This is a genomic window from Rhodoplanes elegans (assembly GCF_016653355.1).
Lineage (GTDB): Bacteria > Pseudomonadota > Alphaproteobacteria > Rhizobiales > Xanthobacteraceae > Rhodoplanes > Rhodoplanes elegans.
Genome location: NZ_NHSK01000250.1, coordinates 1 through 3611, shown reverse-complemented (window position 1 = coordinate 3611; position 3611 = coordinate 1). Strand labels below are relative to the sequence as shown.

At 71.9% G+C, this 3611-nt stretch carries 3 protein-coding genes and 1 pseudogene; 2 read left to right on the top strand and 2 right to left on the bottom strand.

Annotated features, from left to right (window positions below; all coding sequences use genetic code 11):
* Both CCR97_RS27245 and CCR97_RS27240 read right to left on the bottom strand, forming a co-directional pair.
* Positions 1-2447: ATP-binding protein (locus tag CCR97_RS27245; protein ID WP_201160057.1), on the bottom strand; the 2447-nt coding region annotated here is incomplete at its 3' end.
* The gene (locus CCR97_RS27240) at positions 2444-2725 is read right to left on the bottom strand and encodes a PepSY domain-containing protein (protein ID WP_111359153.1); all 282 of its coding nucleotides are present in this window, start codon (positions 2723-2725) and stop codon (positions 2444-2446) included. The genes CCR97_RS27245 and CCR97_RS27240, both read right to left, overlap by 4 nt.
* Positions 2726-2850: 125 nt before the next feature.
* On the opposite strand from CCR97_RS27240, the gene CCR97_RS27235 reads away from it, so the two are divergent.
* Positions 2851-3210, top strand: a complete 360-nt coding sequence (locus CCR97_RS27235) for a hypothetical protein (RefSeq protein ID WP_111359152.1) — start codon at positions 2851-2853, stop codon at positions 3208-3210.
* Positions 3211-3396: 186 nt separating this feature from the next.
* Positions 3397-3611: pseudogene (locus tag CCR97_RS27230) on the top strand (hypothetical protein); the annotation flags it as partial.

Sequence of the window (3611 nt, the reverse complement as noted above, 5' to 3'; positions counted from 1 at the left end):
TGCACGGGCGGGGCCGGGACGTCGCCGCGGCGCCGTCGCCGCGACCCGTCCGCGGCGCCCGCGCGTCCGTCGGCAGGCGGCCCCTGATGCCGGTCGGACGCCAGCGCGGTCTCGTCGTTCGGCGCGTCCTCGACGCCGGCGCCGCCATAGGCGACCGCCTGCACGGCCTGGGCCAGCGTCTCGATCAGCATGCCCTTGCGCACCGGCTTCGCCATGAAGCTGGTCATCCCGGCCTCGCGGCAGGCCTGGACGTCGTCCGGGAACGCATTGGCGGTCAGCGCCACGATCGGCAGCGTCGCCCAGCGTCCGCCGCGGGCGCGGATGCGGCGGGTCGCCTCGAGCCCGTCCATGCCGGGCATGCGCACGTCCATCAGGATCAGGTCGCACGGATACTCGGCGACGGCCGCGAGCGCCTGCAGGCCGTCCTCGGCGATCCGGATCACGATGTCGAACGATCGCAGCATCCTCGTGACGACGAGCTGATTGGTGGCGTTGTCCTCGACCAGCAGGATGCGCAGCGGCCGCCCGAGGCGCCCCAGCGCCGCCGTGAAGGCGGCGTGCGACACCGGGCCGGCGAGGCCGGGCCGGCGCGCCACGTCGGTGATCGGCAAGGCGAGCGAGAACGCGAAGACCGAGCCGCGGCCGAGCTCGGAGCGGACGCCGATCTCGCCGCCCATCTGCTCGACCAGCCGCTTGCAGATGGCGAGTCCGAGCCCGGTGCCGCCGAACCGGCGGTTGATCGAGGAATCGGCCTGGACGTAGTCCGAGAACAGCGTGTCGATGCGCTCCGACGCGATGCCGATGCCGGTGTCGCGCACCGACCATTCGAGCCGCGCCGTCGTCGCATCGCGGGTCGCGCAGCCGAGCGACAGCTCGACCTCGCCGCCCGCCGCCGTGAACTTCAGCGCGTTGCCGGCGAGATTGAGCAGCACCTGGCGGATCCGGCCCTGGTCGCCGAGCATCAGCGCCGGCACCTCGCCGCCGACCGACAGGAAGAGCGAGACGCCGCGGGCGCGCGCCTGCGGTCCGAGCATGCCGACGACGTCGTCGGCGAGCTCGCGGGGCGAGAACGCCACCGACTCGAACTGCACCCGCCCGGCCTCGAGCTTGGACAGGTCGAGAATGTCGTTGAGGATGGCGAGCAGGCTCTCGCCCGACTGGTTGATCGCCTCGAGCGTCTTGCGCTGGTCGGTGTCGAGGCTCGTCTCCAGCAAGGTGGCGGCGAGACCGAGCAGCCCGTTGAGCGGCGTGCGGATCTCGTGACTCATCACGGCGAAGAAGCCCGACTTGGCGCGGCAGGCGGCCTCGGCGGCGCGCTCCTGCTCGCGCGCCTTGACCGACTCGGCCTCGGCCTCGGCCCGCAGCTGCTGGGCGCGGGCGAGCTCGGTGATGTCCTCGTGGGTGCCGACCCAGCCGCCCGACGGCCGCATGCGCCGGCTGACCGCGACGACGCGCCCGTTGCCGAGCGTCTCGATCCAGGACTGGTCCTCCTCCGGGATGATGTCGAGCCGGCTCGCCGGGTCGACGATGATCCCGTTCTCGCGCAGGCCGCGGGCGAATTCCTCGAACCGCATGCCGGGCTCGATGGCGAGGCCGGGGCGGCCGTACATCGCGACGAAGCGCGTGTTGCAGACGATCAGGCGGCCCTCGTCGTCGCACATCGAGAGGCCCTGGCTCATGCTCTCGAGCGCGTCCTTGAACAACCGGTTCTGACCCGCCAGCGCGGCCCGGCTCGCCTCCAGGGCGCGCTGGACGCGGCGCTGCCGGCGGATCGCCCGCGACATGAACACCAGGACCGCGACCGCGATCAGCGCGCCCGCGACGCTGATCGACCAGAGGGTCGGCACCGCCGTCTCGACCAGCGCCAGCGACGACCCGAGCCGCGACATGATCTGCTCGTCGAGGCGGTCGTCCATGCGGTCGAGGATGGCCCGCGCCGCCGCGACGTCGCGGTAGAGCGCCAGCACGTGAAACGACCGCTCCTCGTCGGCGGCCGGGGCCCGCTGCCACGCGGCGACGTGGTCGAAGGCGTCGACGATGTCGCGGGTGAGGGTCCACAGCGCGATCTGATCGGCGGCCGGCACGACACCCGCCGTCACCGAGATCAGGCGGTCGAGCGGGGAATCGACCTCGAGCAGTCCGCGCATCACCGCCTGCGCCGTGCCGGACAGCTCATTCCGCTCGGCCGGATCGATGCCGGCCGCGAGCCCCGCGACCGTGCCGAAGACGCGGCTGTAGTCGTCGTCGAGCCGACGGATCAGATCGTGACGCTTCACGTCCGTCTCGATAGTGGTGACCAGGGCGCGGCCGTCGGCGATCTGATGGGCGTGCCAAGCCGCCGGCCCGACGATCGCAGCGAGCATCAGGAGGATCGCGACGGCGAACGGGCCGATCTCCCGGGCGCTCGTCCGACCCGGCGTGGCGGACGTCTCGGTCGGGTGCCTCATCGGACGCTCGACTTGACGACGGCGCCGGACACGGGATCGAAATAGATCTCGACGCGGCGGCCGTCCTTGTCGCGGCCGTAGATCTCGTAGCAGCGTCCCTCGGTCGTCTTGAACAGGCCGATCCGGTAGCCTTCCGCCTCGATGCGCCGGCGCATCGTCTCGGCGGGGATCCACCGGTCGACCGGCGCGTCCGTGCAGTCCGGTCCGGCCCATGCCGGTCCGACCGCGGCGAGCGGCGCGGCCGACACGATCGAGACGACGAGGCACGCACGGATCATGGTGGACGACGCTCGCGAGATCGATTCAATTTGAAACGACAGTACCGCGGTGCGATTAAATGATCTTTACTCGGCGACACGACTCTCGGACGTTTCGGACATCTCCGGCGATGCGGCGAGGACCCATGCAGACGATCGTTCGACTGGCCGCGCGACACGGCGGCGCCGCACGCGCGGGGATCGTCTCGGGCATCGGGCTGGGCGTGGCCGTGATGATCGCGACGCCGGCGCTCGCCGACGGATCGGCCGGCCGGGCGGCGCCGCGCGTGGTCGCCGGGCCGATCGTCGGCGGGCTCGCGGCCAACAATGGATACTATGCCTACGGACCCTACGCGGCGCCCGGCAGCCCGGTCGCCTGGCGCGCCCTGCCGTGGAGCGATCTGTACGGCCCGGCCGTGCCGGTGGCGCCCGGCTGCTGGATGCAGCGCCAGCGGGTATGGACCGAATACGGCTGGCGATGGCGGACCGGACCGATCTGCTATTAATGAATGTTCATCGGGCTCAACGCGTTAGCACCGAAGGACGAGGTCGCCGCCCAACTAACGACAAATTGAAACGCTTTCCTGCGGGCCTGCCGTCAGCCGCACGGGGCTGATCGTCGGAACGCCCGGACCGACCTTCCCGATCGAGGATCCGGCGCGACCCACATATCGGAGCCTCACGAGGGGACCATGACCAGAAGCCTGACTGCTGTCTCGGCGGCGGCGCTCGCCGTCGTGCTCGCGCTGCCGGCGAGCCAGGCGGACGCCCAGTACTACTACCGGCGCGGCCCGAGCGGCGGCGCGGTGGCGGCGGGCGTGCTCGGCGGGCTCGCCGCCGGCGCCATCATCGGCGGCGCCATCGCGAGCTCGCGCCCCGGCTACGCCGCGCCGGCCCCGGCCTATGG